Origin of the sequence: Rhodoblastus sp. (assembly GCF_052145335.1) — a bacterium.
In the GTDB taxonomy this organism is placed as follows: domain Bacteria; phylum Pseudomonadota; class Alphaproteobacteria; order Rhizobiales; family Beijerinckiaceae; genus Rhodoblastus.
Window position 1 is genome coordinate 1 of sequence record NZ_JBKQOU010000322.1, and the last position, 26,662, is coordinate 26,662.

The window sequence follows — 26,662 nt, forward strand, 5'->3', positions numbered from 1 at the left end:
GCGAAACAGGCGCACGCCGCTTCCATGAAGAATCGAGCTTCAGAAAAACTCAGCCGAATTTGAACAAGATGCCGTAGCCGCCGCGCGGATATTCCCAAGTGATTTCGCCGGAGGCCTCGCACAGCACGCGGCAGGTGCCGCATTCGAGACAGCCGTCCGCGGCGAGTTCGACCTGGCCGCTTTCCGCCTTCGAATAGCAGCCGGCCGGACAAAGATGGGTCATGGCCAGAAGATTTTTCGACGGCTTGTCATGCGGCATGATCTTGATGTGCGGCTGGCCGGAATCGACCATATAGCGATTCTGGAAGAGTTTTTCCTCGACCTTCTGGAATGGCGCCTCGACGGACATGCTGTTCTCCTTGGGCAAGTTAGAGGAATAGGTTTACCGCCAGGCGCGAGCGATACGGATGGCGTCGCCAATCAGGCCAAATCCGCGCGCCTTGCGGAAATTGCGGACCGTGTCCTTTTCCTTGTCAATCTTCGGCGTGCCGTCGACGCGGACGAAATTTTCCATCGCCTTGGAGATAAGCTGCGGATAGGTCAGGAAAAGATTCGATGCCTGGGTGTGCAACAGGGCTGGCATGTCCTTGTGCTTTTTCAGATCTTTCATGACGAAGCTCTCGTCGAGCATCTTCTTGTACAGCGCGAGATTGCCCTTGGTCATCGGATCGCGGCGCGACTTGATCTGGAAGATCGCCTCGCCGGCCATGCGCCCGGAGGTCATGGCGAGGTTGGAGCCTTCGCGGTGGACGGCGTTGTTGAGTTGTCCGGCGTCGCCGCAGATCACCCAGCCATCGCCGAACAATTGCGGCACCGCATTGAATCCGCCCTCGGGTATGAGATGGGCGGCGTATTCCTTGACCTCGGAGCCGGCGATCAGCGGCGCAACCGAGGGATGTTTCTTGAACGCCTCGAGCAATTGCGCCGGCGAGGTCTGGTTTTCCGCGAAATCCGACACCAGGCAGCCGATGCCGACCGAAATGCTTTCCTTGTTGGTATAGATGAAGCCCATGCCGGCCATTCCGTTGGAAATGGTTCCGGCGGCTTCGATCACCGCGCCTTCGTCGGCCTTGAGATTGAACCGCGCCTCGATGGTCTCCGCCGGCAGGAAGTGCATTTCCTTGACCGCCAGCGCGACATGTTCGGCTTTGGGGCGCGGCCGCAATTCGGCGCGGGTGCCGAGCAGGCCGTTGACGCCTTCGGCGAGCACCACGACATCGGCATGAACAGGGCCGCCGGAGCGGTCGGTGCGCACGCCGACTACCTTGCCATAGGCGTCGCTGATCAGTTCTATGGCGGTGGTTTCGCACAGCAGGATGGCGCCTTTGGCTTGCGCCTCCCGGGCGAACCAGCGATCGAACTGCGAACGGATGATGGTGTAGCGGTTGGGACGATCCTCGTTGAAATCGTCGGAACGGTAGTGCATGCCGGTATGCGCCCGGTCGGTCATGAACCAGAAGCGCTGTTCGATCAGGCGGCGCTCGACAGGCGCCTCGTTACGGAAATCCGGGATGATCTTTTCCAGCATGTCGGCATAGAGAATGCCGCCCTGGACGTTTTTCGAACCCGGATATTCGCCGCGTTCCAACTGCAAGACCTTCAGGCCGCGAGAGGCCATCGTATAGGCGGCGGCGTTGCCCGCCATGCCCGCTCCGATGACGATCGCGTCGAATTTTTCGTCGATCATTGTCGTCTCCCTGAGCATATTCCCGAAAAGTTGCAGACTTTTCGGACAGGAATATGCGTTTTAGCGATGATCAGCCGGCGAGCCGGTCCTTGGAATGGGGCGAAAGGCGCTGGCGGAACGCCTCGGTCAAAGCGGGCAGAAAGCGCATGGCGTCGGTGACGACGCCGATATGCGCGAAGTCGAAGATCGGCGCGTTCTTGTCGGTGTTGATCGCGACGATCAGGTCGGCGCCCTCGACGCCGACGCGATGCTGGATCGCGCCGGAAATGCCGGCGGCAATATAGAGCTTGGGACGGATGGTCTTGCCGGTCTGGCCAATCTGGCGGTCGGAGGTCACCCAGCCCTTCTGGATCAGCGGGCGCGAGGCGCCGAATTCCGCGCCGAGCACCGAGGCGAGGTTTTTCACCAGCTGAAAGTTTTCCGGGCTCTGCAATCCCATGCCGCCGGCGACCACCACATCGGCAAAAGACAGGTTGGACTTGTTGGAATCGCGATCCGGCATGAAGCTCAGGATCTTGGTGATGATGTCGGATTCGGTGATGTCGATCTTGAAGGGAACGACGCGGCCCTCGCGGCCTTCCTGGCGCTCCGGCATCGGCATGACGCGAGGACGCACGGTGGCCATTTGCGGGCGATAATTCAGCGTATAGATCGTACAGAGCAGCGAGCCGCCGAAGGTCGGGCGCGTCGCGGCCAGCGACTTGTCGTCGTCCACCCGCAATTCGGTGCAGTCGGCGGTGAGGCCGGTCAAAAGGGTGGTGGCGACCGAGCCGGCAAGATCGCGGCCGAGCGTCGTGGCGCCGAGCAGCAGGATTTCCGGCTTGTGCGCGTTGACCAGCTGGGTCAGGCCCTTGGAATAGGGCTCGTTGCGATAATCGGCGAGCACCGCGTCTTCGACGAGATAGACGACATCGGCGCCATAGGCGAAAGCCTCCTTCGCCGCGTTCCTGGTGTCTTCGCCGGGGGCGCCCATCACCACGCCGCCGAGTTCGACGCCAAGCTGGTCGGCCAGCTTGCGGCCCTCGCCGAGCAGTTCGAACGACACCGGATGAACCACGCCGCGCTCCATCTCGATGAACACCCAGACGTGCTTGTGGTCGCGGAATTTCTCCGGCAGTTCCTTTTTCATCGTGGCGCGGCTGCCGCCTTGCTGCGGCGCGGGCTTCGGATCGCTCATCTTCTCATCCTCAACATTGGGCCAGCTCTGATTCTTTTTAGAATCCGGCGGCGAGTTTGGTCAGATCGGCCTCGATCGCCGGGGCCTTGGCGAAGATCGCCTCGATCAGCTTGTCGGCGGTCTCCGCCGGGGTCGTCGCAAGCTCGATCTGCGCCGCCTTTTCGGCGCGCGCGGGCGGCGCGAACACCTTTTTCACCACGGTGGGCGAGCCGCGCAGGCCGCACAGCTGCAAATCCTCGATGCCGGCGTCCTTGGCGCTCCAGGTGACGATTTCGGCGCGCGCCGCGCGCAGGGCGTCGTCGATGCGTCCGCGCCGCACGACGTTCGATCCTTCGAGCATGGTGATCATGCAGGGCAGCTTCGATTGCAGCACTTGCACGCCGCCTTCGGAGCGGCGCTCCAGCTTGATGGCGCCATTTTCGCCATCGAGTTCGACGATCGCCGAAACATAGGTCAGCTGCAGTAAATCCAGGCGCTTGGCGATGCCGGGACCGACCTGCGCGGTGTCGCCGTCGATGGTCTGCTTGCCGGCGAAAACAATGTCCGGCGTTCCATAGACTTCGCCGATCTTGCGCAGCGCCTGCGCCAGGGCGTAGGAGGTCGCCAGCGTGTCGGACCCGGCGAAAAAGCGGTCGGTCAACAGCACGGCGCGGTCGGCGCCGATGGTCAAGGCCTTGCGCAGGGAATCGGACGCCATGGGCGGGCCCATGGTCAGAACGGTGACTTCGCCGCCGACCTTGTCGCGCAGGCGCAGCGCCTCTTCGAGCGAGAACAGGTCATAGGGATTGATGATGGTCGGCACGCCCTGACGCATGATCGTATTGGTCACGGGATGCACGCGGATCTGCGCCGAATCCGGAACCTGTTTGATGCAAACGACAAAATGCATTTTTCGCCTCCGGCGGAACCATCCGCACTTTTTCGGATCGAGGTCTCAGCTCACGTCTGGAAGCGTTTCGCAAGCTCCGTACCAACCCGCTTTTGCGGAGATAACTCATTGAAAAATAAGGAGTAGACTTAGCTCATTGTTTTGCGGCGGTCGGTGTGCGAAACGAACCTGTCGGCATTGCTACAGGAGTGTGCGACCGGCATTGCGCAAAGCCGCCTTTTTGTTCGGCGCCGCCCGTCTATCGGCGCCTTCAGGGTCTCCTCGCCGTGAGGAGGCAGGATGAGAATTGGCGAAATCATTTCACCGTCTCGTCCCGCCGCTCGCGCGCCCTCGCGGAAACTTCCTCGTCCTCGTCGGCGATCAGCCGCACGGCGATTTCGCGCGGGGCGCGATCGGCGACGACGAAACGCACGCGCAGGTCTGGATCGGCGACCAATTGTCCCAAGGCGTCGGGGACGATGCGCTCCGCCGCCTCGCGGCGCACCAGCGGATCGGCGTCGTGGATCAGCGCGAAAAGGCGCTCCGGCGGCAGGCGGCCCGCGATAAAACGCCTGATGGTCGGGTCCTTGTCGCCGATCATCATGGGCAGGAGGCTCGGATCGAGCCGCCGCGCCACGGTGAAGCGGACCCTTTCGCTCTCGTCGTTCGCCATGACGACGAGATCGGCGCCTTCGAGCCGCAGCGCGCAGGCGACGCGCACGGCGCTGTCCTTGTCGCCGCGCATTTCCTTGACCCGCGAAAGCGGCAGGCGCAGCGCAGCCATGGCGCGCACTTCGGGTTCGCGATCCGACATCAATCGTACAATCTGGAACAGGCTGGCGTATTTCGCCGCCAAAGCGCGCACCTCGAAATAGAGATGATCGACATAGGCGCCGGCCTGGTCGGGATTTTTGCCAAAAAAGGCGTCGATGCGCCTGGAGCGCTTGTCGCGCACGCATATACGGCCGAGCACGCAGCGTCCGCCGGCGCGCAATTCATTATGAGGACAATCCTGACAGGAGAAAGGGCGCCCGGTCCAATCCGTCGCCGCTTCCGTCTCGTCGGTCTGCGCCATGCTCAGCCCTCGCCTAGAAAAAATAGCGAAGAGGCGTAGCAAAGGCCGCGCCAAGAGGGCGTAGCCGGAATATCAGAACTTCTTGATGTCGATATTCTGCTTGCGCAAGGCGTAGCCGATCTGGCGTGGCGTGAGGCCGAGCAGGCGGGCCGCCTTGGCCTGCACCCAGCCTGTCTTGTCCAGAGCCTCGATCAGTCGCTCGCGTTCGCTCTTGCCCGGGTGAACCACCGGACAATGATCGGGCGAGGGACAATCGTGCGGCAGGCCTCGTTCCATCGCATCCAGGGCATGTTCGGCGCAAGGTCCGGCCATGGCGTCGGCGGGGACCGGCGCGACGAAGGTTTCCACAGGCGCGGGGGCTGGCGCGGCCGTCGGCTCTGGAGCGGCGACAGGCGCGGGCGCCGGCTTGGCCGGAATCGCGATAATCGGCGGCAGCGTCGGTTGCGCCTGCGGATGCGGATGCACGCCGGTCAGGCCGTTATGGCCCTTCCACAAGGTCGAGGACAGGCAGCAGCCTTGCCAGCAGGCAAGGTCGGATTCGAGAATCTCGTCGCCTGCGGCAAGCGTCGCCGTGCGCCGCACGCAATTTTCCAATTCGCGGACGTTTCCGGGAAAGGCGCAATGCGCCATGATGTCCAGCGCCTTGCCGGAGAAGGAATGGTCGATGCCGTTTTCCTGCGAGAAACTGTCCAGGAAGCGGGTCGCCAGCAACCTTATGTCGCCGGGCCGCTCGCGCAGGGGCGGGGTGATCAGGGTGACGACATTGATGCGATAATAAAGGTCGGCGCGGAAATCGCCGCGCGACACCGCTTCTTCCAGATTGCGGTTGGTGGCGCAGACGATGCGCACGTCGACTTTCAGCGTCTTGGTTCCACCGACGCGTTCGAACTCGCCTTCCTGCAGCACACGCAGCAGTTTGGCCTGGAAGGAGGCGGAGATTTCGCCGATTTCGTCGAGGAAAAGTGTGCCGCCATTGGCCAGTTCAAAACGGCCGAGGCGCTGGTTGACGGCGCCGGTGAACGACCCCTTCTCGTGGCCGAACAATTCCGATTCGATCACGCTTTCCGGCAGGGCGGCGCAATTGACCTTGACGAAGGCGTTCTTAGCCCGCGGCGAATTTTCATGGATGGCGCGGGCGAAAAGCTCCTTGCCGGTGCCGGTCTCACCGCGCAGCAGTACGGTGGCGTTGGAGCGCGCGGCGACCTCGATCCGCTGCAGCAGCGCCTTGATCGCCGGGCTTTCGCCGAGGATGAAATCGGATTTTCCGCGTGGCGTCTGTTTGGGCGACGGCCGCGATTCGGTCAGGGCCTTTTCGAGTCGATGCTGTTCTTTGATCAGGCGGTCGCGGTCGCGCGCGATCAGCCCGTGCATCCGCATCGACTGGCCGACGAGATTGGCCACCATGGTCAGCAGGCGAACGTCGTCCTCGAGCCGGAAATCGAGCTTGCCGCTCCATTCGCGGTCCACCGTCAGCGTGCCCTTGGCGACGCCGTCGACCTTGATGGGCACGCCGAGAAAACTTACCTTGGTCATCGGCGGCAGCAGATGGCGATAGGCGGTGCCGGTGAAATATTGATGCGTGGAAATATCCTCGATCACCAGCGGAACGCCGGTGGCGACGATATGGTCGATGACCTTTTGCGGCAGCAGCGTCTTGGCGCCGTTGGGTTTGGCCGTGGCGTCGGAAGAAGCGGTTATCTCCGGCTCGCCGTCCTCGTCGAGGGCGAGAATGAAGCCGCGCCGCATCTGCATGAAGGAAGACAGAACGGCGATCACCGCGCCCAGTGTGCGTTCGAGCGACTGCGCGCCGGTAAGTATTTTCGATATTTCGTAAACGCCCGCCAGCGCAACGTCCTTATAGGCGGGCTCGAAGAGAATCTTTTCCGTTGTGGCCATCATGCGGCTCCGATCAATTGGCATAGTCCCGTATGATCGTCTTCTCCTCGTCTATTGGCAGCGGGTTCACGGACGGAAGGCGTCACATCTGTGTCCGGGTGTCAAATTTGCCAGGATCGTCAATATACTGTCAGAATAGGCCCGGAAAGGCGGCTTGCATACGTCAAAAAACGAGCAAGCGGCCTGCTGCCCGCCCAATTTTGTCGCAAGCTGAACAAAAATGTCGCGCTTTTTGAATCATTCAAAAAATGCCGTGACCGTCCGAAACCGTTCATTGTCGGGCTTGAGGCTCTGCGTCAGCTTCCGGGCGCCAACCGGACGGACACGTCGCGCGGCGCCGCGGCATATGGCGCCGAGGTGACCAGAATGTCGGCCCCCGCCCGCGCGTAGTCCGCGGCGTTGCTCTTGTTGACGCCGCCCGCAGCGGCGATCGCCGCTCTATTTCCTATGACCGCGAGACGCTCTTTCAAAAGCGCGATTTCCTCCGGCTTGAATTTTTCCGCCTGGATCACGTCGAAGCCGGCTCGCGCCGCGAGAACCGCCTCGTCGACGTCGCGCGTCTCGATCACCAGTTTTTTCTCCGGAGCGCTTTTGCGCAGCCGCGCGGCGATTTCATGCAGCGGCGCGTCGGCGAAGGCGAGATGTTCGGGAAAGACCAGAATGGTTTCGGACAGGCCGAGCCGGTGCATGACCGCGCCGCCGGCGCGAATGGCGGCGACCGAGAAATCCTTCACCCCCGGGGTGTTTTTCCTGGTGCAGGCGACACAAATATCCGGCGCCACGGCGCGCGCGGCGTCGACGATTTCCCGCGCCGCGCTGGCGACGCCCGACCATATTTCGATCAAGGTCTGCGCGACTTTCCAGCCGCGCAGCAGCGAGCCGGCGGGACCTTTTCCGCGCAGGATCGGCGCCCCCGCTGGCAGCTTTTGCCCGTCCTCGCAAAGAAGTTCGACCTCTGCGCCGGCCATTTCGAGTATCGTCGCCGCCTCGGCCGCCAGCGCGACAACCATGTCGGCTCTAGCGGAAAAACTGATCTGGCCGGGACGCCCGGCAATGCCGACCAGGTCGGTGGTGAGATCGCCATAGGGCGCATCGTCGAACAGCAGGCCTGCGAGTTTTCCGCACGGAATTTGGACGCCAGACAAGCGTTTAAACCACGGTCTGCACGGAGCAGGGCGCCCGCTTGCGCCGCTTCTGCGCCTGGCGTATCGCCTGGACCGTGGCGTCGGCGATGCTGCGGCTGCGCGCATCTATGCCGGACCATCGCGCACGGCGGCCGCGCGGATCGATCTCCAGCAGCTTTACGCCGGCGGGGACGCGGACGCCATCGCGCGCCAATCCGCGCAACACGCCGTCGATCGGCGCGACGATCGACTGGCCGTTGAAATTGCCGAGGCTGACGTCGCGGAAGACGCGCGCGCCGATTTCGACCGGAGTATGCCAGACTCCGTCGGTCGGCGCGTAGACGAAGCGCTCCTTGCCGACGCCGCCAAGCAGGCTGGGTACGCCGTCGAAATCGTCGGTCGCGCCCCGTTCGACAATCGCGCCGCTCTTGATCGGCCGCGTTTCGACGGCGATGTCGCAATTTTCGCCGACGATGAAATTGGGGCCGAGGCCGATCGCGAGGCCTACAAAAAAGCGGAAATCAGGGGTGACTCGGCGCTTCTGCATCCGCGCGTCGATCAGCACAGGAATGCGGCGCAAGGCGAGCAGGTCGCTCAATTGCAAAGGGGTCACCGCGACACAATTGTCGTCGGCGATGATTTCCGTGATCTCCAGCGCGGTTTCGACACGCAGGCCGAGAATGCCATCGATGACGGCCCGGTCGTCGAACAGCGCGTCGTAAAAGGCCATCCCGCGCCGGATTACCGGCGGGTAGGGATCGTGGCTGAGGATGACGTTGAATTTCGCCTTGCGCAATTTGACGGCGACGGCCGAGGCGATTTCATTGGTGCCGAGGACAACGGCGAGCGGCTGCGCGGCGCTCGAAAAAAAGGCAGCGAATTTCGATGCGCTCATGCCCTCGCCTCCGCAAAATTGTTGCAAGTTCCCGGGGTCGTCAGCCGCCGTCTATGCCGTGAAGGAGACAAAGCAGAAGTCGGGCCAGAAAAAAGCAGGAATAAAACGGGAAAAATGCGCTTTTTGCGCGTGTCTTGTCGAAATTGCGCGGGATCTTGTTGGGCTCTATACAAGCCCTGTCGGTAAATCGTCACGCCGGCTTTGTCGTCTCGGCGACCGCCTCGAATCCCTCGAACTGCGGCGGCCCCAGATAGAGCCCTTGCGTCTTGGGCGCGCCGGAATGGGCGCGGCGAAAAGCCTCCGAGCGCGTCCAGTCTTCGAAATGGCCGCGCGTCTCCCATACCGTATGCGAGACGAACAAAGTCGCGGCGTCGTCGCTGGGTCCGCGCAAGAGATGGAAGACGACAAAGCCGGGCGTGGCGGGAAGGTCGCTCTGGCGATTGCGCCAGACCTCCTCAAAATCCGCCTCGCGCCCGAGCGTGACGCGAAAGCGGTTCATGGCGATGAAGGTCATTCCTGGCTCCGAATTTCAGGCCCGCCGGGCCAGCGAGCGGAGAAAACCCTGGGCGTCGTCGTTCAGTTCCATATCGACGGCGGGGGCCATTTTCAGCAGCATGTTGGCGACGAACGGCTCGTCGTTGCGCGTCTCGGCCAGCGCCTCCTGCAACACCGGGACATTGTCCTCGATATGCGCCATGAAGGCGACGCCCTTTTCGAGGGTCTCACCCCATTTGATGCGCGTCCAGCACGCCAGGGGATAGATGATTTCCTGGGGGAAATTGCTTTTCCGCGCCTTCTCGAGAAAGCGCAGGCCGGCGCTCCAGTTTTCCTTGGCGCGCATCGGCGGCGGCGGCAGGTCGCCGATGAGCATTTTCTGCGCCGCCTGTCCGACATGGTCCTCCAGCGTCGTCGGCTCGTCGATTTTCGAGCGGAAGCTCCACAAAGCCGTGCTGCCCGGAAATTCCTTGCCGAAACGCGAGATCAGGCCTTCCTCGACCTTGTCGGCGGCCGCCTTGTCGCCTTTCAGCGAAGCGGTCATGAAGAAGGCGAAAAGCGCGTCCTTGGCGACGTGATTGACGCCGCCGTTTTTGAGTTGCGCCTCGGTCAAGGCGGGAGTGACGCCATCGGCCGGCGTTTGCGCTTCGCCGGCGCGCTGCGCCGAGATGAAGGCGGTGATTTCCAGCCAGGGCAGGAAATGCTCGAGGAATGCGTCCGGATCGACATGAACCACGGCGAGATCGATGGCCTTCTTGCGTTTCACCAGTTCCGCCGTATCGGTCATGCCATAGTCTCCAGGTTAAAAAATTTCAGTCGCCGACGATCACCACTTCCGGGATGCTGGTGTCGTCGAGATCGAGGCCGTCTTCTTCCGCCAGTTCGACGCCGGTGACGCAGACATCGCCGTCGTCGACGACGATCTTGATGGGGGTCAGGGATTTGTTCTGGCAGGGGCCGGAAAAACTGAAGCCGGTGTCGAGGTCGAATTGCGCGCCATGCTTGCTGCAGACCAGAAAATTGCCGGCGTCATCCATGAATTCGCCGCTCTGCGAGTCGAGCCTCTCGCCGGCGTGGGGGCAGACGTTTTCGAAACCGTAAAAATTGCTCCCCTTGCGGGTGATGATGATCGGCCAGCGCTCGCCTTCGCCATTGGCGCCGACCCGTTTCAGTACGAAACCCCGCGCGTCATGGTCGTCGATCTCAAAAGTGCGGCAGATTGCGAAAAGCTCGTCCATGGATCGACTCTCTGCTTTGAGGAAACTTACAACATTCCAAGTTCGAGCTTGGCTTCGTCGGACATTTTGTTCGGATCCCACGGCGGGTCGAACACTAGATGGACCTTGGCGCCGGTGGCGCCGGGGGCGAGCACCACGGCTTTCTCCACCCGGCGCAACATTTCGCCGGCCACCGGACAGCCCGGCGCGGTCAGGGTCATGTCGATGTCGATCAGCGCGGGATTGGCGATGTCGACGCGATAGATCAGGCCGAGATCATAGACATTGACCGGAATTTCCGGGTCGAACACGGTGCGGATCGCGTTGATGACGTCCGTTTCCAGATCGCCGGTCCATTCGGGCATTTCCACCGGTTCGTCGCGAAAGGCGAGGCCGCTTTCAGACTCGTGACTCATGCGAAAAGCTCCTTCACGCGGCGGATCCCCTGGATGAAGATCTCGGCCTCTTCATGCGTGTTGTAGAGCGCGAAAGAGGCGCGGGCCGAAGCTGTCAGGCCGAGCCTCGTCATCAGCGGCTGAGCGCAATGGGTTCCCGCGCGCACCGCAATGCCGGCGCGGTCGAGAATGGTCGAGACATCGTGGGCATGCGCGCCCGCGATCTCGAAGGTCACCAAGGCGCCCTTGCCGGGAGCGCGACCGAAGATGCGGACGCCCTGCAGCTTGTCCATCTCTTCGGTGACATGGGCGAGCAGCGACGATTCATGCGCGGCGACCGCGGCGCGGTCGAGAGCCATCATGTAATCGAGCGCCACGCCAAGGCCGATCGCCTCGACGATCGGCGGCGTACCGGCCTCGAAGCGATGCGGCGGTTCGGCGTAAGTGATGCGGTCCTGGTAGACGTCTGCGATCATTTCGCCGCCGCCCTGATAGGGCTGCATTGCCGCGAGCAGATCGTATTTGGCGTAGAGAAAGCCGATGCCCGAGGGTCCATAGAGCTTGTGGCCGGTGCAGACATAGAAATCGCAATCCAGCGCCTGCACATCGACGATTTCGTGCACGGCGCCCTGCGAGCCGTCGATCAGCACTTTCGCGCCGGCCTCATGCGCCAGCCGCACGATTTCCGCCACCGGCGTGATCGTGCCGAGCACGTTCGACATATGGGTGATGGCGACGATCTTGGTGTTCTTGGTCAGGAGCTTGGCGAAAGCGGCGAGATTGAAGGAGCCGTCCTCGTCGATCGGCGCCCAGACCAGTTTGGCGCCCTTGCGTTCGCGTAAAAAGTGCCACGGGACGATGTTGGAATGATGCTCCATTTCGGAGATCACGATCTCGTCGCCAGCAGCAATCTCGGCGCCGAGGCTCGACGCGACGAGATTGATCGCCTCCGTCGCGCCCTTGGTGAAAATGATCTCCTCGACCTTCTTGGCGTTGACGAAGCGGCGGGCGGATTCGCGCGCCTTTTCGAAAGCCACGGTCGATTCGCTCGACAGGAAATGCGCGCCGCGATGGACGTTGGAATAGGTCTCGGCATAGGCCGACATGATCGAGTCGAGCACTTCTTTCGGCTTTTGCGCCGAGGCGCCGTTGTCGAGATAGACCAGCGGCTTGTTGTAGATCTTGCGCGACAGGATCGGGAATTTTTCCCGCTCCGCCAGGACATCGAAGGACAAAGTCGCGGGGCTGATGGCCAAGACCTTGTTCAAGGAGGCGCTATTCGACATGGGAAGCCTCGCCGGCGTGACGCGCAAGCCATTTCCTCACCATTTCGGCGGCGGGGACGCGCAGGTCTGCATCCTCGATCATGTCGAGAGCTTCGCCTAGGAAGGCTTCCACCAGCATGGCGCGGGCTTCGGTCTCTGGAATGCCGCGCGCGCGCAGGAAGAACAGGGCATTGGCGTCGAGTTCGCCCGCCGTGGCGCCGTGGCTGCATTTGACGTCGTCGGCGAAAATTTCCAGCTCGGGTTTTGTCACGATTTCGGCGCGGTGGGACAACAGAAGCGCGCGGCTCAATTGTTTGGCGTCGGTTTTCTGCGCCGCTTGTGCAACTTGTACGCAGCCCTGGTAGACCCCGCGTCCGGCGCCCGCCAGCACGCCGCGAAAAGTCTGCTTGCTCGCGGTGTTCGGCGCCGCGTGGAGGACCACGGTGGTGTTGTCGCAATGGCGCTTGTCGGCCACCAGATAGGCGCCGTCCATCTCCGCAAAGCATTCCTCGCCGGCCAGTTTGAGCAAGGCCTCGTGCCGCGCGAAATGGCCGCCCTGCGACAGGTAGAAGCCCCGGTAAATCGCCTTGTCGCCGAGTTCGGCGACGGTGGCGGCGGTTTGCCGAGCGGCGGCGGAAAAGTTTTCCAGCCGCACATGGGTCAGTTTCGAATTCGCCGCCAGGCTGAATTCGGCTACGATGGTGGCGAAGCTCGGCGCGCCGTCATGGGATTCGAAAATGGTCGCACTTGCCCCTTCTTCGAGCACGACGAGAATGCGCAGATGCCGGCCGTCCGCGCCTTGGGTTTCGATGTCGCTCCAGTTGAAGCGCAGGTGCAGCGGCGTCGCCAGGGTGACGCCCTTGGGCACATGCAGGACGAGACCTTCCTCCATCAACGCCGTATTGAGATTGATGATCGGATGATCGTGCTGCGGATTGATCTTGCCGATATAGGAGGCGACGGACGAGTCCTTCTCGCCGAGGATCTTCCGCAGCGATTGCGCGCCCATCGCGCAATAGGAGGAAATCCCATCGATCAGCACGCCATTCTCGAAAGCGGCGACGCAGGCGCCGGCGAATTCCGGCGGTGTGTCGGCCTCGGCTTCCGGCTTGACCGTCTCGTGCAGCGCCTTGGCGAGATCGGAATAACGCCAGGCCTCATTGCGGCGGTTAGGCAAGCCAAGATTGGCGAATTTTTCGCCGGCTTCGCCGAGCAGCGGGCTCAGCCACGGCGCGGCTTCGCTGCGCCGGGCCTCCATGCTGGCGAGAAGATTGTCGAGCGAGACCACTTTGGCCATGAAACAACCCTCACGCGGCTTTGTTGATGACGGCGTCGTAGCCATTTTCTTCGAGTTGCAGCGCCAGGCTCTTGTCGCCCGACAGCACGATCTTGCCGCCCGAAAGGATATGGATGACGTCCGGCTGGATGTAATCGAGCAGGCGCTGGTAATGGGTGATGACCAGGAAGGAGCGGTCCGGCGAGCGCAGCTTGTTGACGCCCTCGGCGACCAGTTTCAGCGCGTCGATGTCGAGACCGGAATCCATTTCGTCGAGAATGCACAGTTTCGGCTTCAAAAGCGCCATCTGCAGGGTTTCGTTGCGCTTCTTCTCGCCGCCGGAAAAACCGACATTGAGCGGACGTTTCAACATGTCCTCGGAAATATTGAGTTCTTTCGCAGCGGCGCGGACCACGCGTAAAAACTGGGCGGCGTCGAGTTCCTTTTCGCCGCGCAATTTCGCCTGGGCGTTCATCGCCGTCTTGAGGAAGTTCATGGTGGAGACGCCGGGTATTTCCATCGGATACTGGAAGGCGAGGAAAATGCCCTTGGCGGCGCGCTCTTCCGGCGACAGGCCGGTGATGTCCTCGCCGAACAGGTCGATTTCGCCGCCGGTGACTTCATAGCCGGCCCGCCCCGCGAGGGTATAAGAGGTGGTGGATTTACCGGCGCCGTTGGGGCCCATGATCGCATGGACTTCGCCCGGCGGCACTTTCAACGACAGGCCCTTGAGGATTTCCTTGCCAAAGACGTTGACGTGCAGGTTCTTGATCTCAAGCATTATCCAACGCTCCCTTCGAGGCTGATGCCGACGAGCTTTTGCGCCTCGACAGCGAATTCCATGGGCAATTGCTGCAAGACTTCGCGGCAGAACCCGTTGACGATCAGCGCCACCGCTTCTTCCGTCGGGATGCCGCGCGAAAGACAATAGAACAGCTGGTCGTCGGAGATTTTCGAGGTGGTGGCCTCGTGTTCCAGGATCGCCTTGGGATTGCGCGACTGGATGTAAGGCACGGTGTGGGCGCCGCATTTGTCGCCAAGCAGCAGCGAGTCGCACTGGGTGAAATTGCGGGCGCCGTCGGCCTTGGCGTGGACGCTGACCAGTCCGCGATAGGTGTTTTGCGCGTGGCCGGCGGAAATGCCCTTGGAGACGATGCGGCTCGACGTGTTCTTGCCGAGATGCAGCATTTTGGTGCCGGTGTCGGCCTGCTGGAAATTATTGGCGATGGCGATGGAATAGAATTCGCCGACCGAATTGTCGCCGCGCAGGATGCAGGACGGATATTTCCAGGTGATCGACGACCCCGTTTCGACCTGCGTCCAGGCGATCTTGGAACGTGCGCCGCGACAGTCGCCACGCTTGGTGACGAAATTATAAATGCCGCCCTTGCCGTTTTCGTCTCCGGGATACCAGTTCTGCACCGTCGAATATTTGATCTCCGCGTCGTCCATGGCGATCAGTTCGACCACGGCGGCGTGAAGCTGGTTCTCGTCGCGCTGCGGCGCGGTGCAGCCTTCGAGATAGGAAACGTAGGAGCCCTTGTCGGCGATGATCAGGGTGCGCTCGAACTGCCCGGATTTGGCGGCGTTGATGCGGAAATAGGTCGACAATTCCATCGGGCAGCGCACGCCCTCGGGGATATAGACGAAGGAGCCTTCGGAGAAAACCGCGGCGTTGAGCGTGGCGTAAAAATTATCGGTGACCGGCACGACCGAGCCGAGATATTTGCGCACCAGTTCGGGGTGGGTCTTCAGCGCTTCCGAAATCGGGCAGAAGATGACGCCGACTTTTCCCAGCTCTTCCTTGAAGGTGGTGACGACGGAGACCGAATCGAACACCGCGTCGACGGCGATCTTGCGCTGCTGCACGCCGGCGAGCGCTTCCTGTTCATGCAGCGGGATGCCGAGTTTTTCATAGACGCGCAGAAGTTCGGGATCGACGTCGTCGATGGTCTTCGGGCCGTCGTTGTCGCTTTTCGGAGCGGCGTAATAATAGGCGTCCTGGAAGTCGATCTTGGGATAATGCAGCTTCGCCCAGTGCGGCTCTTCCATGGTCAGCCAGCGCTTGTAAGCGTCGAGGCGATATTCGAGCAGCCAGTCGGGCTCGTCCTTCTTCGCCGAAATGAAGCGGATGACGTCTTCGTTCAAACCCTTGGGCGCAAAGTCGGATTCAATCTCCGAGACGAATCCGTATTTATATTTGCGATCCGCAAGTTCTTGCAGGGTTTCCGTCTCTTCGCTCATGTCAGGGTTCCGACCTTGCTTTTCTATGCTTGGGATTCACAGGCTCGCAGGAGCGCTAGCCTGCGCCGGAAACGGCGCTGCGGATTGTGCGGCGCGGCGCCTGGGGAGATGAATGCAAGCGTGGCGCCAGTGCTGGTTTAGCGCGCGACTCCCGCCGCCAGTTCGGCGACGACCGGCCAGCCGACCTCGCCGGTCGGGTCGAGTTTCTTCAGGGAATCAAGCATTTCTTCTGCCTGCGGAAGCTCGTCGCGGCGCAGGCTGATGAAGGCGAGGGCCTTCAATGTATACAAGGCGAAACGCCCCGCGCCGTCCGGAACGCCGTTTTGCGGCGACCATGCGCGCCAGTCGGAAGGCCAGCCAGCCTGGCGCGCCCCCTCCAGCAGTCCGGCCTGGGCCACGGCTCGCGCCTCGTCGAGATTGCCTTGGTAGGTATGGATTTTATAGAGGCAGAAATAGGTCGGCAGCTCTTCCGGAGCGCTCGCCAGCGCTTCGCGAAACAGTGCGTCGGCGGCGGCGAAATCGCGGCGATAGGCGGCGACGCCCTGTTGCAGCAAGGCGTTGATCGCATCGGGCAAGTCGCCGAAATTGATCGAGTCGGGTTCCGGAACCGGAATAGGGATAATCATTCTTGGCCTTCCTGCTCGCTGTTGCAGCACTGTTTAGCAAAAGCGGGGCCGGGGCGCAGCGTCGTATTTCGGACATGGGGCCCGTGTCGGCAATGCGACGCGGGGTTTTTTCGATGGTTTTGGTGGTTTTTCAGGCGCCGGCGCGGCTCGGCGGCGCGCTGGTCTTTATTTTGCATCGCAGCGCAGACGGCGCGTGGTTTACGTCGATCGGCGCGCGTCTCGCACCAAAATCAACTAATGCCCGACCCAAATCCGAAAGGTCATTACATGACGGAAAAAACTTCCGACCGCATCCAGTCGATCATCGACGGCAATGATGTGGTTCTGTTTATGAAAGGCGTCCCCGCCGCGCCGCAATGCGGCTTTTCCGCCGCCGTCGTCCAGGTCCTCAACGGATTGGGCGTGAACTATGACGCCGTCAATGTCCTGGCCGACCCTTTCGTTCGCGAGGGTATCAAGGCTTTCTCCAACTGGCCGACCATTCCGCAGCTCTATGTCAAGGGCGAGTTCATCGGCGGTTGCGACATCGTGCGCGAAATGGCCGCTTCCGGCGAATTGACGACGCTTTTCGCCGACAAGGGCGTGGAGAAGGCGCCGGCATGACGGAGACAACAGCCCCCACCGTTTTCGACGTGCCGCAGCTCTACAAGCGCCACGTCTTCGCCTGTTACACCCAGCGTCCCGCCGGCCATCCGCGCGGCTCCTGCGGCGAACAGGGCGCGCAGGCCCTGTGGGATCGCCTGTCGCGCCGGATCGAAGGCGAGCGGCTGGCCGATGTCGGCTTCACCGCCGCCGGCTGCCTAGGCTTCTGCCGCGCCGGTCCGCTGATGGTGGTCTATCCAGAAGGCGTCTGGTACGCGCCCAAGTCGCCGGAAGACATTGACGAGATTGTCGACAGCCATCTCAAGGGCGGCAATCTGGTCGAACGTCTGGTGGTTGTTCTGACGCGCTGAGTCCGAATTCAAGTTTTTCGGAGCATCGCTGAAGCCCCGCTCACACCCGAGCGGGGCTTTTCTTATGCGCGGCGCGCAAAAGATTCAGGCAGTCGATATTGGCGGCCATGTCGAGCGCCGAAAATCCGTCGAGCGTTTCGGTGTGAATTTCGGCGCCGCGCGCCAGCAGCAGTTCGACCACTTCCGTGCGGCCCGACGAGGCGGCGTACATCAACGGCGTCGCCCCGTTGTCGTTGCGGTGGTCGATGTTCTCGCCCGCCTCCAGCAGCAGGTCGATCAGGCCCAGATGCCGCGGCACGCAGGCGAGCCACAGCGCCTGATTGCCGTCGGAATTAACCGCCTGAACATCGCCGCCGGCGGCGATGATTTTTCGCGCCATGGCTTCGTCGCCATTGGCGGCGGCGCGCATCAGCGGCGTCATTTTATTGGCGGCCGTCGCGTGAAGGTCGCCCTCGAAACCCTGGGCGACGAGCCAGTCGCGAATGTCCTGATCCATTTCAAAAAGTCTCCGGGCGGGTTTTGTCGGGATAGGCGGGCTCGGTGGCGATGCGCTCGTCGGTCAGCGCGCGTCCGATGGTGAAATGGTAGAGCGTCTGCAGCTTTGGCGTCGTCAAACCGAGAAATTGATGGGTCTCGTCGTCGAAGAAGCAGCCGATGCCGGTGCCGCGTAGATCGCGGGCCTCGGATTCGAGGTAAAGCGACTGGCCGATCAGCCCGGCCTCCCAATGCAATTGCCGGTAGAACCAGGCGTTTTCGCGCAAGGGCTCGTCGAATTCCGCCAGCATGGCGACGGCGAAACAGCAGTCGCCCGCGATGGCCTGATTGCAGAACAACCGCCGCGCCGCGCCGCGCACGTCGCCCGGCTTGAGCAGATAAAGCGGCAGATGCTTCGGCGCCTCAGTGACTTCCGACCAGAGGAAATCGCCATCGAGCGATGCGTGCAAAAGTTCCTTGACCTCGGCATGGCGCGGCAAAGCGTAAATTCCCGGCGCCACGCCCTCGACGCGATGGACGAACACCACCGGATGCAGGCGCGGCCGGAAATTCCATACGTTCCACGGCGTCTCGGCGCGGACTTGCAGGGCGTCGAGCAGCGCGAAAAAGCTCTCCGACGACATGGTGAATTTGTTGTCGAAATGCTGGGCGCTGCGCCGGCCCAAAATCACTTCCGCCGTCACTTTGCTTTTTGCGCGGGCCGGCAACGCTGGCGTGGCAAAATTTCCCGCACCGCCGCCAAGGGTCGCTTCGGCGACTTCATCGATGATCGGCCAGCGATACATCGGACGGCGGTCGAGCAGATTGGCCTGTCCGGTCCAGTCGCCGCTGGCCGGCTCCGGCGCCGAAACGTCGCCGCTTGCCTCAGGAAAGATTTCCAACAGCAGATCGGGGTCTTCCTTCTCGGAACGGCCAAAATCCTGTTCGCGGTCGAGGCCGAGGCGATTGGCGATGTCGGCGCTGGAAAAGCCCTCGACCATCCTCGCGCGCCAGCCCAAAGCTTCGGCCGCATAGGCGAAGGCGCCGAGAGCATGGCCAAGGTCGTGCTGGCAGTAGCGGAAAGCGCGTTCGCCATATTTCCAGGCCTCGCGCCAATGGATCGACGACAGGCCGACCCACAGACGCGGCGCGTCGGGCTTTTGTCGGCTTTCGTTCTTCCGCCGCCGCTCCAGAACGTGGTCGCGGCTGACATAATGATAAAGACCGTCGTCCAGTCCCGCCACGCCTTGCGCCAGCACATAGGCTTCGGTCGGGTGGAGATTGCCGCTGGAAGGGTTACATCGCAAAGCCCAGCGGTCGGGTCCGAATTGTTTCCATGCCGACAGGCCCATGGCGAGATGAAGCAGCGCGCCCAACGAGGCGCGGTTCAGTTCCGGAGTCGTGTCGATGTTTTCCGGCGCCAGCGGCAGTTCGACTCGTTCGGCGCCGGCAAATTCGCGGAACGGATTGGGCTGGGTGTCCCAATCCAGCGTCTCCGGCCCGGGCGCATAGCCGTTGAAGCGGTGCTTTGTGCGGTTGTGGTAAGCGATGACCGTCTCGGCGGACAGGTTTTTCGGCGGCGCGGGGCAGGGCGTCGCCTCGTGCGGACGCGAGCAGCCCTGCGCCTTGTCGAGTTCCTGCGCGTTGCCGAGCAGCGACAGGATCGGCTCGCGGTCGAAGCCGGCGCAACGCTTTCCCTCCGCCTCGATCAGCGGCCGGCGGATCAACAGCGGATCGGCGAGCATTTTCGCCAAAAGAGTGTCGGGACCGAGCGCGATTGCGTCGATCTCGCCGGATTTCACCCTCGGCGCCGCCGGATTGACCCAGCCCGCCAGCGGCATGTCGCCGAAAAAGCCGAGCAGCCTTTCCTGCGTCCAGGGTTCGGTCAGAAGGTCGTGCGCGACGACCTCATGGCCGGCGGCGGCGAGCATCGCCTTCTGCTTGCGATTGGTCCCGCAGCCGGGCTTTTCATAGAAATTTACGCGCGCCATTTCGTTGCGATCCTTGCGTTGGGGCAATACGCGAAAGGCGCCGCGTCAAATGATATTGAGCTGGACCAGTGGCGCCGCGCCGCCGCGCCCGAGAATGACATCGACTTTTTTGCGCACCGATTCCAGCGTCAGGGGCTTGACCATGGCGCCATGGGCGCCGGCCTTCATCGCCTCGACGGCGAGCGCCTCCTCGGATTTGTCGCAGACAATCAAAATGCGCACGCCGGGAAATTTATCGGCGATCTGCCCGATCAGTTCGAGGCCTCTCCTCTGCACGAAGGAGACGCCGAGCAGCACGACATGCGGCGCCAGCCAGCCCTGTCCCTTGTCATAAGCTTCTTCCGGCGAGGCCAGCTCATGGGTTTCGATTTCGTCATGCAGCATGAATTGCAGCACCGAACGGGTGATCTCGTCTTCATCGACGACAAAAACCCGACGCTGATCGACCGCTTTGGAGGTTTCCACGCCAATTTGCATCTCGTCCTCATCCTTATCGCCCATTGAATAAAAAGGTGCAGCGCCCCGGCAAGGAGGCCCGCGCCTGTTTCCTGTGCAAATTCCATTCCGGCGCGATTGGCGGCGCCCGCGTCACCCCGACGAAAGGCGCAAAATTACGACAAACATGTCTTGTTTGCCCCAGCTGTTACCAGGCTGTCGGTTTGTTCACATGGGCGCCAAAATCCGTCAATACGAAAAAATACACGTAAAAACAATATGTTAGTAAATTGAAAAGCTCTGGCACACCGGTTGCAATCCTCTTCGGCGGAACGGCGAGTGAGGGCTGAACATACGCAGACGCTAGACGAGCGATGTGTTCCTTCCCGTCAACAGCGGGTCCGTTTCTGACAGAGAGAAACAGTCTCGCGCAGAACGCGCGAAGTTCATGCCACACGGAACTTTTTAAGGAGCATCATATGGCTAAGCTTAGGCAGATCGCCTTCTACGGCAAGGGCGGTATCGGCAAGTCCACCACCTCGCAGAACACCCTGGCCGCGCTCGCGCAAATGGGCCAGCGCATCCTGATCGTCGGCTGCGATCCCAAGGCCGACTCGACCCGCCTGATCCTGCACGCCAAGGCCCAGGACACCATCCTGTCGCTCGCCGCCGAAGCCGGTTCGGTCGAGGATCTCGAACTCGAAGACGTGATGAAAATCGGCTATCGCGACATTCGTTGCGTTGAGTCCGGCGGTCCGGAGCCCGGAGTTGGCTGCGCTGGTCGCGGCGTTATCACCTCGATCAACTTCCTCGAAGAAAACGGCGCTTACGAAGACATCGACTACGTCTCCTATGACGTGCTCGGCGACGTGGTTTGCGGCGGTTTCGCCATGCCGATCCGTGAGAACAAGGCGCAGGAAATCTACATCGTCATGTCCGGCGAAATGATGGCCATGTATGCGGCCAACAACATCTCCAAGGGCATTTTGAAGTACGCCAATTCCGGCGGCGTGCGCCTGGGCGGCCTGGTCTGCAACGAGCGCCAGACCGACAAGGAACTCGAGCTGGCCGAAACCCTCGCCGGCAAACTCGGCACCAAGCTCATCCACTTCGTGCCGCGCGACAATATCGTGCAGCACGCCGAGCTTCGCCGCATGACGGTTCTCGAATACGCCCCCGATTCCAAGCAGGCTGGCGAATATCGCTCGCTGGCCGAGAAGATCCACGGCAATTCGGGCAACGGCATCATCCCGACCCCGATCACCATGGACGAGCTGGAAGACATGCTCATGGAGCACGGCGTGATGCCGACGATCGACGAGACCCAGGTCGGCAAGACCGCGGCCGAAATCGCCGTGGGCTGATCGCTGGCGCGAAATCTCGCAGGCGAAGCCTGAGAGATTTGGCTAGCCGCGAACGCGGCGCCGAGCTGAAGCGAGGGATTCTCTAACCGCGACCGCTCGCGGTTAGAGAAAGTAAATTCATGAACTGATCCGGCCCCCGTCCGGGGGCCGGATACTCGCAGGGCGCTATAAAAGAGGTGGCGACATGAGTGTTGCGAAAACTGAAAGCGTTGCCGAAATCAAGGCGCGCAACAAGGAATTGATCAGCGAAGTGCTGAAGGTCTATCCTGAAAAGACCGCCAAGCGCCGCGCGAAACATCTGAACGTAGCCGAAGCCGGCAAGTCCGATTGCGGCGTGAAATCCAACATCAAGTCGATCCCCGGCGTGATGACCATTCGCGGCTGCGCTTACGCCGGCTCGAAGGGCGTGGTCTGGGGTCCGATCAAGGACATGATCCACATCAGCCACGGCCCCGTCGGCTGCGGCCAATATTCCTGGGCTGCGCGCCGCAACTACTACATCGGCACGACCGGCATCGACACTTTCGTGACCATGCAGTTCACGTCGGACTTCCAGGAAAAGGACATCGTGTTCGGCGGCGACAAGAAGCTCGCCAAGATCATGGATGAAATCCAGGAACTGTTCCCGCTGAACAACGGCATCACCGTGCAGTCGGAATGCCCGATCGGCCTCATCGGCGACGATATCGAAGCCGTGTCCAAGGTGAAGTCGAAGGAATTCGGCGGCAAGACCATCGTTCCCGTTCGTTGCGAAGGTTTCCGCGGCGTGTCGCAATCGCTCGGCCATCACATCGCCAACGATGCGGTGCGGGACTACGTTTTCGACAAGCTCGATCCGAACAAGCCCGCCCTGTTCGAATCCACGCCTTACGACGTGGCGATCATCGGCGACTACAACATCGGCGGCGACGCCTGGTCTTCGCGCATCCTGCTCGAGGAAATGGGTCTTCGCGTCATCGCCCAATGGTCCGGCGACGGTTCGCTGGCCGAACTTGAGAATACCCCCAAGGCGAAGCTCAACGTTCTCCACTGCTACCGTTCGATGAACTATATTTCCCGCCACATGGAAGAAAAGTTCGGTATTCCGTGGTGCGAATATAACTTCTTCGGCCCGTCGAAGATCGCCGAATCGCTGCGCAAGATCGCCAGCTATTTCGACGACAGCATCAAGGAAGGCGCCGAGCGCGTCATCGCCAAGTACCAGCCGCTGATGGACGCGGTTGTCGCCAAGTTCCGTCCGCGCCTGGAAGGCAAGACGGTCATGCTCTACGTCGGCGGCCTTCGTCCGCGCCACGTCATCGGCGCCTATGAAGATCTCGGCATGGAAGTGGTCGGCACGGGCTATGAATTCGGCCATAACGACGACTACCAGCGCACGGCCCAGCATTACGTCAAGGATGGCACGCTGATCTATGACGACGTGACCGGCTACGAATTCGAAAAATTCGTGGAAAAGGTCCAGCCCGATCTGGTCGGCTCCGGCATCAAGGAAAAATACGTCTTCCAGAAGATGGGCGTGCCTTTCCGCCAGATGCACAGCTGGGACTATTCCGGTCCCTACCACGGCTATGACGGTTTCGCGATCTTTGCGCGCGACATGGACATGGCGATCAATGCGCCGGTCTGGAAAATGGCCAAGGCGCCTTGGAAAGAAGACAAGCAGCAGAAACTCGCCGCGGCCGAATAAGACCGCGCGTGGCAGGCGCTCGCCCAGGGCGGGCGCCGGCTACGACCCCAACGACAGCAGAGGGCATTATCATGACACAGAACGCCGATCACGTGCTTGATCATTTCGACCTGTTCCGCGGTCCGGAATACCAGGAAATGCTGGCGAACAAGAGGAAGATGTTCGAAAATCAGCGTGACCCGGCCGAAGTCGAACGCGTCCGCGAATGGGTCAAGACTGAAGAATATCAGAAATTGAACTTCGCTCGCGAAGCTCTGACCGTTAATCCGGCGAAGGCTTGCCAGCCGCTGGGCGCGGTTTTCGTCGCCGTCGGCTTCGAGAAGACCATTCCCTTCGTTCATGGCTCGCAGGGTTGCGTCGCTTATTATCGCTCGCATTTCTCTCGTCACTTCAAGGAGCCGACCTCCTGCGTCTCCTCCTCGATGACCGAAGACGCGGCGGTGTTCGGCGGCCTCAACAACATGATCGACGGCCTGGCCAACACCTATAACATGTACAAGCCGGCGATGATCGCGGTCTCCACCACCTGCATGGCGGAAGTGATCGGCGATGACTTGAACGCCTTCATCAAGACCTCGAAGGAAAAGGGCTCGGTCCCGGAAGATTTCAACGTCACCTTCGCCCACACCCCGGCCTTCGTCGGCAGCCACATCACCGGCTACGACAACGCCATGAAAGGCGTGATCTCGCACTTCTGGGATGGCAAGGCCGGCACGGTCGAGAAGCTTGAGCGCACGCCCAACAATTCGATCAACTTCCTCGGCGGCTTCGACGGCTACGTCGTCGGCAACCTGCGTGAAATCAAGCGCATCTTCAGCACGATGGGCGTCGAATACACCATTCTCGGCGACCAGAGCGACGTGTGGGACACCCCGACCGACGGCGAATACCGCATGTATGACGGCGGCACCACCCTTGAGCAGGCGGCCAACGCCATCAACGCCAAGGCGACCATTTCGATGCAGGAATATTGCACCGAAAAGACGCTGCCGCTGATCAAGGACCATGGCCAGGAAGTCGTCGCCTTCAACCATCCGATTTCGGTCAAGGCGACCGACAATTTCATCATGACCATCGCGCGCATCGCGGGCGTGGAAATTCCGGAAGAGCTGGCCAAGGAACGCGGCCGCCTGGTCGACGCCATCGCCGACTCGAGCGCCCATATCCATGGCAAGAAATTCGCGATCTACGGCGATCCGGATCTCTGCTACGGCCTGGCGGAATTCCTGCTCGAACTTGGCGCCGAGCCGACCACGGTCCTTGCCACCAATGGCGGCAAGGCCTGGGAAAAGAAGATGCAGGCCCTGTTCGACTCTTCGCCTTTCGGCAAGAACTGCAAGGTCTATCCCGGCAAGGATCTGTGGCACATGCGCTCGCTGCTGTTCACGGATCCGGTCGACTTCCTGATCGGCAACACCTACGGCAAGTATCTCGAGCGCGACACCGGCACGCCGTTGATCCGCATTGGCTTCCCGATCTTCGATCGCCACCACAAGCACCGCTATCCGGTGTGGGGCTATCAGGGCGGCATGAATGTCCTCGTGACGATCCTCGACAAGATCTTCGACACGATCGACGCCAGCACCAATATCCCGGCGAAGACCGACTACAGCTTCGATATCATTCGCTGATCGGTTGAAAAATGGGATTGTCGGTTTGTGCGCAAACCGACAATCCCATTGCGCTGCAATGCAACAAGGTCCGGAAAGGTCAAAGCCTTTTCGGACCTTTTTTATCGCCGACGGCTTAGCTGGCGCGGCGGCGCCAAAATTGCTCCCTCGAAGCCAAATGGCTGCAAAGCCTACGAAGACCTGCACAGGAGAGACGCATGACTTCCCTTTCGGCGACGATCCAGGACGTGTTCAACGAGCCATCTTGCGCCAAGAACGCCAACAAGAGCGAAGCCGAGAAGAAGAAGGGCTGCACAAAACAATTGCAGCCGGGCGGCGCCGCGGGCGGTTGCGCCTTCGACGGCGCCAAGATCGCGCTGCAGCCTTTCACCGACGTCGCCCATCTCGTGCACGGCCCCATAGCCTGCGAAGGCAACAGCTGGGACAATCGCGGCGCCGCCTCTTCGGGCCCGTCGCTGTGGCGCACCAGCTTCACCACCGACATCAACGAGACCGACGTGGTGTTCGGCGGCGAGAAGCGCCTGTTCAAGGCCTGCCGCGAAATCATCGAGAAATACGATCCTCCGGCGATTTTCGTCTATCAGACCTGTGTGCCGGCGATGATCGGCGACGACATCAACGCCGTGTGCAAGGCGGCCTCCGCCAAATTCAACAAGCCGGTGATACCCGTCAATGCTCCCGGCTTCGTCGGGCCGAAAAACCTCGGCAACAAACTCGCCGGCGAGGCCCTGCTCGATCACGTCATCGGCACGGTCGAGCCGGAATACACCACGCCCTACGACCTCAACATCATCGGCGAATTCAACCTTTCCGGCGAGTTGTGGCAGGTCAAGCCGCTGCTCGACGAACTGGGCATCCGCATCCTCTCCTGCATTTCCGGCGACGGCCGCTATAACGAGGTGGCTTCCGCCCATCGCGCCCGCGCCTCGATGATGGTCTGCTCCAAGGCGATGATCAATGTCGCGCGCAAGATGGAGGAGCGCTACGGCATTCCCTTCTTCGAAGGCTCGTTTTACGGCATCGAGGACACTAGCGATTCTTTACGCGAGATTGCGCGGTTGCTGATTTTGCGCGGCGCTCCCGAGGAATTGATGGAGCGCACCGAAAAGCTCATCGCCCGCGAGGAGGCCAAGGCCTGGAAGGCGATTGCCGTCTACAAGCCGCGATTCAAGGGCAAGAAAGTCTTGCTCATCACCGGCGGCGTCAAATCCTGGTCGGTGGTCGCGGCGCTGCAGGAGGCGGGGCTGGAGCTGGCCGGCACCAGCGTCAAGAAATCGACGCGCGAGGACAAGGAGCGCATCAAGGAATTGATGGGCCAGGACGCGCATATGATCGAGGATATGACGCCGCGCGAAATGTACAAAATGCTCAAGGACGCCAGGGCCGATATCATGCTGTCGGGCGGGCGTTCGCAATTCGTCGCCCTTAAGGCCACCATGCCCTGGCTCGACATCAATCAGGAGCGTCATCACGCCTATATGGGCTATGTCGGCATGGTCAAGCTCATGGCCGAGATCGACAAGACGCTTTACAATCCGGTGTGGGAACAGGTGCGCAAGCCCGCCCCCTGGGACAGACCCGGCGACACCTGGCAGGAAAAGGCCATCGCGCAGATCGAGGCCGAGGAAGCGGAACTCGCCGCCGACCCCGTCAAGGCGGAAGCCGCGCGCCGCGCCAAGATGATCTGCATGTGCAAGAGCGTCGATCTCGGCGCCATCGAGGACGCGATCACCCAATACGGCCTGACGACCGTCGAGGGCGTGCGCGAAAAGACCAACGCCTCGGGCGGCTGCGGCGCTTGTTCTTTGAAAATCGAGGAAATATTCGAGGCCGGCGACATTGTCGGACTCCCGACACAGTCGCATACGCTGGCGGCGGAGTGAGTTT

Annotated in this window: 27 protein-coding genes; 7 read left to right on the forward strand and 20 right to left on the reverse strand. The window is 61.5% G+C overall.

The genetic code is table 11. The features are described from left to right. Positions 1-49 precede the first annotated feature (49 nt). From ACLP2E_RS19825 to ACLP2E_RS19905, 17 genes are all read right to left on the reverse strand, one after another. Positions 50-349: a ferredoxin family protein gene (locus ACLP2E_RS19825; protein ID WP_442464733.1), complete on the reverse strand. Its 300-nt coding sequence runs from the start codon at positions 347-349 to the stop codon at positions 50-52. 33 nt (positions 350-382) lie between these two features. Then, a complete protein-coding gene (locus ACLP2E_RS19830) occupies positions 383-1,687 on the reverse strand; it encodes an FAD-dependent oxidoreductase (protein ID WP_442464734.1) in 1,305 nt (434 codons plus the stop codon). Between the two features lie 70 nt (positions 1,688-1,757). Then, positions 1,758-2,864 carry an electron transfer flavoprotein subunit alpha/FixB family protein gene (locus tag ACLP2E_RS19835; RefSeq protein ID WP_442464735.1) on the reverse strand — a complete coding sequence of 369 codons (1,107 nt, stop codon included), beginning with the start codon at positions 2,862-2,864 and terminating at the stop codon, positions 1,758-1,760. 37 nt (positions 2,865-2,901) lie between these two features. Continuing rightward, positions 2,902-3,753, reverse strand: a complete 852-nt coding sequence (locus ACLP2E_RS19840) for an electron transfer flavoprotein subunit beta/FixA family protein (protein ID WP_442466894.1) — start codon at positions 3,751-3,753, stop codon at positions 2,902-2,904. 295 nt (positions 3,754-4,048) lie between these two features. Then, complete coding sequence (locus ACLP2E_RS19845; RefSeq protein ID WP_442464737.1) at positions 4,049-4,807, reverse strand: 4Fe4S-binding leucine-rich repeat protein; 759 nt, start codon at positions 4,805-4,807, stop codon at positions 4,049-4,051. Between the two features lie 72 nt (positions 4,808-4,879). Further along, a complete protein-coding gene (nifA, locus tag ACLP2E_RS19850; protein ID WP_442464738.1) occupies positions 4,880-6,703 on the reverse strand; it encodes a nif-specific transcriptional activator NifA in 1,824 nt (607 codons plus the stop codon). A 296-nt stretch (positions 6,704-6,999) separates the two neighbouring features. After that, positions 7,000-7,848, reverse strand: coding sequence for a ModD protein (gene modD / locus ACLP2E_RS19855; protein WP_442464739.1), 849 nt, complete (start codon positions 7,846-7,848; stop codon positions 7,000-7,002). Positions 7,849-7,852: 4 nt separating this feature from the next. Then, positions 7,853-8,722, reverse strand: a complete 870-nt coding sequence (locus tag ACLP2E_RS19860; protein ID WP_442464740.1) for a xanthine dehydrogenase — start codon at positions 8,720-8,722, stop codon at positions 7,853-7,855. A gap of 190 nt (positions 8,723-8,912) precedes the next feature. Beyond that, positions 8,913-9,236, reverse strand: coding sequence for an antibiotic biosynthesis monooxygenase family protein (locus ACLP2E_RS19865; RefSeq protein ID WP_442466895.1), 324 nt, complete (start codon positions 9,234-9,236; stop codon positions 8,913-8,915). Between the two features lie 15 nt (positions 9,237-9,251). Beyond that, on the reverse strand, positions 9,252-10,004 hold the full coding sequence (locus ACLP2E_RS19870) for a hypothetical protein (protein WP_442464742.1): 753 nt from the start codon (positions 10,002-10,004) through the stop codon (positions 9,252-9,254). A gap of 25 nt (positions 10,005-10,029) precedes the next feature. Beyond that, positions 10,030-10,455 (reverse strand): Rieske (2Fe-2S) protein, encoded by a 426-nt coding sequence (locus ACLP2E_RS19875; protein ID WP_442466896.1) that lies wholly within the window; start codon positions 10,453-10,455, stop codon positions 10,030-10,032. Between the two features lie 26 nt (positions 10,456-10,481). Continuing rightward, positions 10,482-10,850 carry an iron-sulfur cluster assembly protein gene (locus tag ACLP2E_RS19880; RefSeq protein ID WP_442466897.1) on the reverse strand — a complete coding sequence of 123 codons (369 nt, stop codon included), beginning with the start codon at positions 10,848-10,850 and terminating at the stop codon, positions 10,482-10,484. Further along, a complete protein-coding gene (locus tag ACLP2E_RS19885; RefSeq protein ID WP_442466898.1) occupies positions 10,847-12,115 on the reverse strand; it encodes a cysteine desulfurase in 1,269 nt (422 codons plus the stop codon). Before ACLP2E_RS19885 ends, ACLP2E_RS19880 begins: the two co-directional genes overlap by 4 nt. Beyond that, positions 12,105-13,391 carry a Fe-S cluster assembly protein SufD gene (gene sufD, locus ACLP2E_RS19890; protein ID WP_442466899.1) on the reverse strand — a complete coding sequence of 429 codons (1,287 nt, stop codon included), beginning with the start codon at positions 13,389-13,391 and terminating at the stop codon, positions 12,105-12,107. The genes ACLP2E_RS19885 and sufD overlap by 11 nt, the downstream gene beginning before the upstream one ends. Positions 13,392-13,401: 10 nt before the next feature. Then, positions 13,402-14,151 carry a Fe-S cluster assembly ATPase SufC gene (gene sufC / locus ACLP2E_RS19895; protein ID WP_442466900.1) on the reverse strand — a complete coding sequence of 250 codons (750 nt, stop codon included), beginning with the start codon at positions 14,149-14,151 and terminating at the stop codon, positions 13,402-13,404. After that, on the reverse strand, positions 14,151-15,614 hold the full coding sequence (gene sufB / locus ACLP2E_RS19900) for a Fe-S cluster assembly protein SufB (RefSeq protein ID WP_442466901.1): 1,464 nt from the start codon (positions 15,612-15,614) through the stop codon (positions 14,151-14,153). Before sufB ends, sufC begins: the two co-directional genes overlap by 1 nt. 137 nt (positions 15,615-15,751) lie before the next feature. Next, complete coding sequence (locus ACLP2E_RS19905) at positions 15,752-16,240, reverse strand: hypothetical protein (protein ID WP_442464708.1); 489 nt, start codon at positions 16,238-16,240, stop codon at positions 15,752-15,754. Positions 16,241-16,242: 2 nt separating this feature from the next. Between ACLP2E_RS19905 and ACLP2E_RS19910 the strand changes: the two genes are divergently transcribed. Genes ACLP2E_RS19910 through ACLP2E_RS19920 form a run of 3 tightly spaced genes read left to right on the forward strand, consistent with a single transcriptional unit; the run spans position 16,243 to position 17,193 of the window. Continuing rightward, complete coding sequence (locus ACLP2E_RS19910; RefSeq protein WP_442464709.1) at positions 16,243-16,557, forward strand: hypothetical protein; 315 nt, start codon at positions 16,243-16,245, stop codon at positions 16,555-16,557. Beyond that, on the forward strand, positions 16,508-16,843 hold the full coding sequence (grxD, locus tag ACLP2E_RS19915) for a Grx4 family monothiol glutaredoxin (protein ID WP_442464710.1): 336 nt from the start codon (positions 16,508-16,510) through the stop codon (positions 16,841-16,843). Before ACLP2E_RS19910 ends, grxD begins: the two co-directional genes overlap by 50 nt. Beyond that, positions 16,840-17,193: a (2Fe-2S) ferredoxin domain-containing protein gene (locus ACLP2E_RS19920; protein ID WP_442466902.1), complete on the forward strand. Its 354-nt coding sequence runs from the start codon at positions 16,840-16,842 to the stop codon at positions 17,191-17,193. The genes grxD and ACLP2E_RS19920 overlap by 4 nt, the downstream gene beginning before the upstream one ends. A 40-nt stretch (positions 17,194-17,233) precedes the next feature. Here the strand turns inward: ACLP2E_RS19920 and ACLP2E_RS19925 are convergent, their stop codons facing one another. The 3 genes from ACLP2E_RS19925 to ACLP2E_RS19935 are packed head-to-tail and all read right to left on the reverse strand — an operon-like array spanning position 17,234 to position 20,135. Then, positions 17,234-17,689 carry an ankyrin repeat domain-containing protein gene (locus ACLP2E_RS19925; RefSeq protein ID WP_442464712.1) on the reverse strand — a complete coding sequence of 152 codons (456 nt, stop codon included), beginning with the start codon at positions 17,687-17,689 and terminating at the stop codon, positions 17,234-17,236. A 1-nt stretch (position 17,690) separates the two neighbouring features. Then, positions 17,691-19,658, reverse strand: a complete 1,968-nt coding sequence (locus tag ACLP2E_RS19930; RefSeq protein WP_442466903.1) for a nitroreductase family protein — start codon at positions 19,656-19,658, stop codon at positions 17,691-17,693. A 45-nt stretch (positions 19,659-19,703) separates the two neighbouring features. After that, a complete protein-coding gene (locus tag ACLP2E_RS19935) occupies positions 19,704-20,135 on the reverse strand; it encodes a response regulator (protein ID WP_442464714.1) in 432 nt (143 codons plus the stop codon). A 437-nt stretch (positions 20,136-20,572) separates the two neighbouring features. On the opposite strand from ACLP2E_RS19935, the gene nifH reads away from it, so the two are divergent. The 4 genes from nifH to nifE all read left to right on the forward strand — a co-directional run bounded on the left by nifH (position 20,573) and on the right by nifE (position 26,658). After that, entirely contained in the window at positions 20,573-21,457 is an 885-nt protein-coding gene (gene nifH / locus ACLP2E_RS19940; RefSeq protein WP_442464715.1) for a nitrogenase iron protein, read from the forward strand. 184 nt (positions 21,458-21,641) lie between these two features. Beyond that, positions 21,642-23,144: a nitrogenase molybdenum-iron protein alpha chain gene (gene nifD / locus ACLP2E_RS19945; protein WP_442466904.1), complete on the forward strand. Its 1,503-nt coding sequence runs from the start codon at positions 21,642-21,644 to the stop codon at positions 23,142-23,144. A gap of 71 nt (positions 23,145-23,215) precedes the next feature. Further along, complete coding sequence (gene nifK, locus ACLP2E_RS19950) at positions 23,216-24,775, forward strand: nitrogenase molybdenum-iron protein subunit beta (RefSeq protein WP_442462963.1); 1,560 nt, start codon at positions 23,216-23,218, stop codon at positions 24,773-24,775. A gap of 197 nt (positions 24,776-24,972) precedes the next feature. Then, positions 24,973-26,658 (forward strand): nitrogenase iron-molybdenum cofactor biosynthesis protein NifE, encoded by a 1,686-nt coding sequence (gene nifE, locus ACLP2E_RS19955; RefSeq protein WP_442462962.1) that lies wholly within the window; start codon positions 24,973-24,975, stop codon positions 26,656-26,658. Positions 26,659-26,662 lie beyond the last annotated feature (4 nt).

Coding starts and splice junctions, on each gene's coding strand:
- ACLP2E_RS19825 (WP_442464733.1), bottom strand. CDS start 349: ATGTCCGTCGAGGCGCCATTCCAGAAGGTCGAGGAAAAACTCTTCCAG.
- ACLP2E_RS19830 (WP_442464734.1), bottom strand. CDS start 1,687: ATGATCGACGAAAAATTCGACGCGATCGTCATCGGAGCGGGCATGGCG.
- ACLP2E_RS19835 (WP_442464735.1), bottom strand. CDS start 2,864: ATGAGCGATCCGAAGCCCGCGCCGCAGCAAGGCGGCAGCCGCGCCACG.
- ACLP2E_RS19840 (WP_442466894.1), bottom strand. CDS start 3,753: ATGCATTTTGTCGTTTGCATCAAACAGGTTCCGGATTCGGCGCAGATC.
- ACLP2E_RS19845 (WP_442464737.1), bottom strand. CDS start 4,807: ATGGCGCAGACCGACGAGACGGAAGCGGCGACGGATTGGACCGGGCGC.
- nifA (WP_442464738.1), bottom strand. CDS start 6,703: ATGGCCACAACGGAAAAGATTCTCTTCGAGCCCGCCTATAAGGACGTT.
- ACLP2E_RS19860 (WP_442464740.1), bottom strand. CDS start 8,722: ATGAGCGCATCGAAATTCGCTGCCTTTTTTTCGAGCGCCGCGCAGCCG.
- ACLP2E_RS19865 (WP_442466895.1), bottom strand. CDS start 9,236: ATGACCTTCATCGCCATGAACCGCTTTCGCGTCACGCTCGGGCGCGAG.
- ACLP2E_RS19870 (WP_442464742.1), bottom strand. CDS start 10,004: ATGACCGATACGGCGGAACTGGTGAAACGCAAGAAGGCCATCGATCTC.
- ACLP2E_RS19875 (WP_442466896.1), bottom strand. CDS start 10,455: ATGGACGAGCTTTTCGCAATCTGCCGCACTTTTGAGATCGACGACCAT.
- ACLP2E_RS19880 (WP_442466897.1), bottom strand. CDS start 10,850: ATGAGTCACGAGTCTGAAAGCGGCCTCGCCTTTCGCGACGAACCGGTG.
- ACLP2E_RS19885 (WP_442466898.1), bottom strand. CDS start 12,115: ATGTCGAATAGCGCCTCCTTGAACAAGGTCTTGGCCATCAGCCCCGCG.
- sufD (WP_442466899.1), bottom strand. CDS start 13,391: ATGGCCAAAGTGGTCTCGCTCGACAATCTTCTCGCCAGCATGGAGGCC.
- sufC (WP_442466900.1), bottom strand. CDS start 14,151: ATGCTTGAGATCAAGAACCTGCACGTCAACGTCTTTGGCAAGGAAATC.
- sufB (WP_442466901.1), bottom strand. CDS start 15,614: ATGAGCGAAGAGACGGAAACCCTGCAAGAACTTGCGGATCGCAAATAT.
- ACLP2E_RS19905 (WP_442464708.1), bottom strand. CDS start 16,240: ATGATTATCCCTATTCCGGTTCCGGAACCCGACTCGATCAATTTCGGC.
- grxD (WP_442464710.1), top strand. CDS start 16,508: ATGACGGAAAAAACTTCCGACCGCATCCAGTCGATCATCGACGGCAAT.
- ACLP2E_RS19920 (WP_442466902.1), top strand. CDS start 16,840: ATGACGGAGACAACAGCCCCCACCGTTTTCGACGTGCCGCAGCTCTAC.
- ACLP2E_RS19925 (WP_442464712.1), bottom strand. CDS start 17,689: ATGGATCAGGACATTCGCGACTGGCTCGTCGCCCAGGGTTTCGAGGGC.
- ACLP2E_RS19930 (WP_442466903.1), bottom strand. CDS start 19,658: ATGGCGCGCGTAAATTTCTATGAAAAGCCCGGCTGCGGGACCAATCGC.
- ACLP2E_RS19935 (WP_442464714.1), bottom strand. CDS start 20,135: ATGCAAATTGGCGTGGAAACCTCCAAAGCGGTCGATCAGCGTCGGGTT.
- nifH (WP_442464715.1), top strand. CDS start 20,573: ATGGCTAAGCTTAGGCAGATCGCCTTCTACGGCAAGGGCGGTATCGGC.
- nifD (WP_442466904.1), top strand. CDS start 21,642: ATGAGTGTTGCGAAAACTGAAAGCGTTGCCGAAATCAAGGCGCGCAAC.
- nifK (WP_442462963.1), top strand. CDS start 23,216: ATGACACAGAACGCCGATCACGTGCTTGATCATTTCGACCTGTTCCGC.
- nifE (WP_442462962.1), top strand. CDS start 24,973: ATGACTTCCCTTTCGGCGACGATCCAGGACGTGTTCAACGAGCCATCT.